The organism is Euzebyales bacterium (assembly GCA_035461305.1).
GTDB lineage: Bacteria > Actinomycetota > Nitriliruptoria > Euzebyales > JAHELV01 > JAHELV01.
In genome coordinates this window covers 1-4,496 of record DATHVN010000191.1, presented here as the reverse complement: position 1 = coordinate 4,496, position 4,496 = coordinate 1, and the positions used below count along the sequence as shown (strand labels likewise).

General features: G+C 70.3%; 6 protein-coding genes. 2 read left to right on the top strand and 4 right to left on the bottom strand.

Annotated features, from left to right (window positions below; all coding sequences use genetic code 11):
- The coding region (locus VK923_17775; protein ID HSJ46530.1) for a DedA family protein at positions 1 to 848 on the top strand (848 nt) is incomplete at its 5' end.
- A 138-nt stretch (positions 849 to 986) separates the two neighbouring features.
- Here the strand turns inward: VK923_17775 and VK923_17770 are convergent.
- The 4 genes from VK923_17770 to VK923_17755 all read right to left on the bottom strand — a co-directional run bounded on the left by VK923_17770 (position 987) and on the right by VK923_17755 (position 3,331).
- Complete coding sequence (locus VK923_17770; protein ID HSJ46529.1) at positions 987 to 1,847, bottom strand: LLM class flavin-dependent oxidoreductase; 861 nt, start codon at positions 1,845 to 1,847, stop codon at positions 987 to 989.
- A gap of 78 nt (positions 1,848 to 1,925) precedes the next feature.
- Positions 1,926 to 2,339 (bottom strand): TIGR03668 family PPOX class F420-dependent oxidoreductase, encoded by a 414-nt coding sequence (locus VK923_17765; protein HSJ46528.1) that lies wholly within the window; start codon positions 2,337 to 2,339, stop codon positions 1,926 to 1,928.
- Positions 2,340 to 2,429: 90 nt separating this feature from the next.
- On the bottom strand, positions 2,430 to 2,567 hold the full coding sequence (locus tag VK923_17760; GenBank protein HSJ46527.1) for a hypothetical protein: 138 nt from the start codon (positions 2,565 to 2,567) through the stop codon (positions 2,430 to 2,432).
- 251 nt (positions 2,568 to 2,818) lie between these two features.
- On the bottom strand, positions 2,819 to 3,331 hold the full coding sequence (locus VK923_17755; protein HSJ46526.1) for a hypothetical protein: 513 nt from the start codon (positions 3,329 to 3,331) through the stop codon (positions 2,819 to 2,821).
- Positions 3,332 to 4,148: 817 nt separating this feature from the next.
- Between VK923_17755 and VK923_17750 the strand changes: the two genes are divergently transcribed.
- On the top strand, positions 4,149 to 4,346 hold the full coding sequence (locus VK923_17750) for a hypothetical protein (protein ID HSJ46525.1): 198 nt from the start codon (positions 4,149 to 4,151) through the stop codon (positions 4,344 to 4,346).
- The last annotated feature ends 150 nt before the right edge of the window (positions 4,347 to 4,496 follow it).

Below are 4,496 nucleotides of genomic sequence, written 5' to 3'. Positions count from 1 at the left end.
TGCTGCCCGGTGAGGTCGCGGTGCTCCTCGGTGGGGTGCTCGCGTCGCGGGGTCAGGTCTCCCTGCCGCTGATCCTGCTGGTCGCTGCCGTGGCGGCGATCGCGGGAGACTCCGCCGGGTACGAGATCGGCCGGCGTTGGGGGCGTCGTCTGGTCGGCACCCGGTTCCTGCGCCGGCGGGCGGATGCGGTCCGCGACGTGGAGCGCTACGTGCGCCGGCACGGCGGCGTCGTGATGTTCCTCGGCCGGTGGACCAGCGTGCTGCGAGCGTTCGTGCCGAGCGTGGCCGGGATGGGCCGCATGCCATATGGGCGCTTCCTCGTGTTCAACATCGTCGGTGGCGTGGCGTGGGCGGCGGTGTTCACCCTCGCGGGGTACGCGGCCGGCGAGTCGTACGCGGTCGTCGACGCCCTGACGGGCCGGGCGGCCTGGATCCTGGCCGGCGTGCTGGTCGCCTGGGTGGCGGTGAACCTCGTCCGCCGGCGACGCGTCCGGAGTCGTTGGTTCGCGGTGGACGTCGGCGTGTGGTCCGATGCGACGTCCCACGGCCTGTGTCCCAGCGGAGCGACGTGGACACGCACCGCCGCCCTGTTGTGGTCGGGACGAGGCCGCACGACCTGGCATCACGAAGCAGCGCCACCAGCCACGACGGCGGAAACACGTGATGAGGCGCAGGTCGTCGTCGGCGACCTACCCGACGTCGCGCCCGGCGGCACCCCGGCGGGCGCGTCCGGGCTGGTCCACGCCGGCCCGGGCGACGACGTTGTCCCGGCCGTGGGTCGCGACGTCGCTGTGGTTGGCTGCCGTCGCCGGGGTGCTGTTGGTGGGACACGAATCGCTTCGTTGTGAAGCTCCTCACGATGTCTGGGGATGTGGGGATTCTGGGTAGCGTGGCAGGCACTCCGAACGCAAGCGCCCGGATTCCCGCCCCCGGGTGTCTTGCTTCATGCGGACGATCGAGGATCGCGGAGTTCCTGCTCGGCGCGGTCAGAGGGCCGCTGCGAGCTGGTCGACCTGATCCGGGTCGCCGACGGTCGGGTCGAGGATCAGCTCGTCGATGCCTGCGCCGGCGAACGCGCTGACGGCGCCGGCGACGCCCTCCGGCGAGCGCAACGCTGACCCGGCGATCATCTCCGCCATGTCCGATCCCATCGGCGCGTAGTAGTCGAGCAGGTAGCTGCGCGACTGCTCGACCGTGTCACCGAGGCCGAAGTACGCCAACGCCACGATGCGGGGCTGTCCGTCGCGGCCGGCGTCGCCCCACGCGCCGCGCACCCGATCGGCGAACGCCTTCACATCGTCAGGGGGTATGCCTCCCGCGGTCCACCCGTCGCCGAACTCGACCACGCGCCTGATCGCCGCATCGGTCATGCCGCCGATCAGCACCGGCACACCGGGCTGCTGGATCGGCTGGGGCGACGGCGGGCGGCTGTCGCCGGTCAGCGCCTCACCCGCCCACGCCGTGCGCAGGCCACTGAGCAGTTCGTCGAACAGCGCCCCGCGGGCGTCGAACGCCCGGCCGGTGAGCTCGTAGTCGGTCGCTCGCCACCCGACCCCGAGGCCCAGGGTCAGGCGCCCGTTCGTGAGCTGGTCGACCGTCGCGGCCTGCTTCGCGAGCTCGGCGGCGCTGCGCGCCGGTGCGATCAGCAGGTTCGTCAGGAACCGGATGCGCTCGGTGACGGCGCCGGCGGCGGCGAACACCGTCAACTCCTCGTGGGACGGATACGACACCGCGCCGATCGAGGCAAGGCTCGAGAAGCCGGCGTCCTCGGCGCGCCGTGCCCACTCGATCAGATCGGCACCCGCGGTGCCGGGGATGCTGTTGGGGATGCCAATGCCAACGTCCATGTGTCGTGCTCCTCCAGAGGCTGCCGACCCATTGCTGCCTGCGGCGGCGTCAGTACAAACCTGCAGGAGCGGATCAGCTCACGACGCCGACCAGCCGGTCCATCGGGTGACCGTCACCACGATCAAGGGCCCCGTCGGTGACGTTCGAGCGTACGGAACGTAACGGTCGGTGAGCAGCGCGAGCCCAGGATGCGACGGGGCGGGGGCGTCGATCACGCGTGCGCTGCCGTCAGCGCGCACCCACCACAGCTGCGACCAGTCGTCGTCGTCGTAGTGGTCGACCAGGAGAGCGCACTGGGGGTGGGCACGGAGGTTCTCCAGGCGCTGCAGGCGGGTGGTGCGCTTGGGCTTGGCGTCCACCGCGGTGAAGATCGCGTCACCGTCGACGGCGAAGGTGACCGGCACCAGGTGTGGAGTGCCTCTGGGGTGGACCGACGCGAGCCTGGCGACCCGACCGGTGGCGAACCTGCGCCGTGCCTGGTCGACGTCCATGGGTCGAGTATCGCGTGGTGCCGACGTCAGGACACACCTGTTCTGGCCGGGACGACGCCTCCCACTCGAGAGCGCAGGCCGCCCGCCTGGTCACAGGTGGCTGCGCACGAGCAGCTGCCGCCACCCCACGGCTCGGGATGCCCACGCCACGAACGCGACGAGCACCAACGTCACCGGGGCAGCGATGCTCTGGGACAACGGATGGTGATTGATGACATGCGTGACCACGGCACCTTCCAGGATGACGAGGAGCAGGACGGTCCCGACGAATCGCCACCGTCGGGAGACCCAGCATCACGGCACCGAGCAGCTCCCCGCTCCCGACGACGAACCGGACCCTCATGACGTAGACCGAGCGAGGAACGTGACCGCGTGCGATCGTGACTCGCACGCCCATCGCACGATGCTGACACCCGGCAGGCTCCGCCCGCCGCAGGACGACGACACGGTGCCTGCGTCAGGCGGTCGGCGGCGCCGTGTCATCCGTCCGCTCGCGTCATGCGAGGCTGAATGGCGGGTACCGGTCGGTGACGAGCAGGAACGCATACGCCTGGACGCGAAGGCTCCACCGGCCGACCCCCACCACGAAGTCGAACAGCGCCCGCGGATAGCGTCCGATGAACAGGGTCGCGAAACCACGCGACCACGATGGCGGCGAGCGCTGCGAGCAAGAGCACGGCGAGGACGATGTGGTGCGGGATCGCCAGCAGCCATTTGACCAGTGGCAGCCAGCGGTTGAGGTCCTGCTCGACGTCTGGACAGTCGATCTCGAGGTGCACGGCCTGCTCGTCGACGGTCGACGGGTACTGATCGGTGAGCAACGCCAGGTAGGCAGTGACACGTGCTTCGAAGCGGGTCAGTTCGCGGGCGAAGTCGAACCACCACCTTGGGTACCGCAGACGGAAGTGGGTCATCAGCATCGTGGCGGCCCACAGGCCGCCGGAGATCCCGCCGCGGGAGGTGGTGACCTGCTCGCCGGTCTCCGTGACCACGGTCTCGTTGCCGGTCGCGGTGAGCAGGGCCAGGATGATGAGGATGGGTATGGCCAGATCAGCCGGAAGAACGTCGTCAGCCGATCGAGCGTGTCGGATAGTCGACGTCGAGGCGGGCGGCGTGGGACTCGGGCGGTGTGGCCACGGCGGGGCCCTACCATCGCTGTGATGCGTCACCGTACCGGATCGGGCTGCGGCTCTGGTAGTGCCGTCTCCAGCGTCCCCGGCGGTTGCCGCGCGCGAGCGCGATCCGGTCACCGGTGCACGCTGAATGGGCCGTGACGGATCTTCGCCCGCTCCGCTCGCGCATGCCTGTGATCCCTCAGCGGCCGAGCCGCGCGCGGGTGGTGCAGCGCTGACCGGCGGAGGTAGGTGAAATGTCCTCCAGGGGGTTTCGCACGTTCCGCGTGGTTCATATGGTCGTCAGGCCCACCGCAGGGCCAGGAGGGTTGGATGGACCTCAGGTCGGCACGCATCGGAGTCGGTGATCCCGGGCCGGGAGAGCTGGTGGCATCCGTGGAGGGAGTGGCGCCTGGAGGTGATAACGGCTGGCGTCCACGCCGCCGTCCACCACCACCGGGTCGACCGCGAGCTCCGCGATTTCGGCATCGACGTGCACCGGTCCGCGCCCCTGTCCTTCGTTTCCGGGTTCTGCCGGTCATGCTGCACGTCGCGTCCGAGCAGGCGGAGCGCAACCGGGCGTCGCACGCCGACGCCGGCGGGGAGCGCCGTGACCTTCGTCAGGGACGTGCCGCCTGCCGCGAGTTGACCCGGGACCACCGACAGGCCGACAGCCAACTGAACCGGAGGTTGGGCAATGCAGATCGATGTCGACCACCGCCCGTCGTACGTCCTGACAAAGGTGCGCAGGGTCGGGAGGCTCGGGAGCACACTGGTCAGTGGGGAGGGGTGCGTGGTCCTGATCGACCCTGGCAGCGCAACGCTGCAGAGCCGAAGCGAGGACGGACTGCTGTCCTGGCCCGCCTCGCAGCTCGCGCGTGGGGAGGACGGCTGATGTCCCGTTCGGCACCGTCGAAGCACCAGGGCCAGCCGCCGCGCATCGGCGGTGACGAGATGCTCGATGTCGACGGGTCGACCGAGGCCGGCGCGCTGCCGCCGCTCGTGCGATCGCCGGTCTACCTGTTCCGCGCTGTCGTCGGCCTGA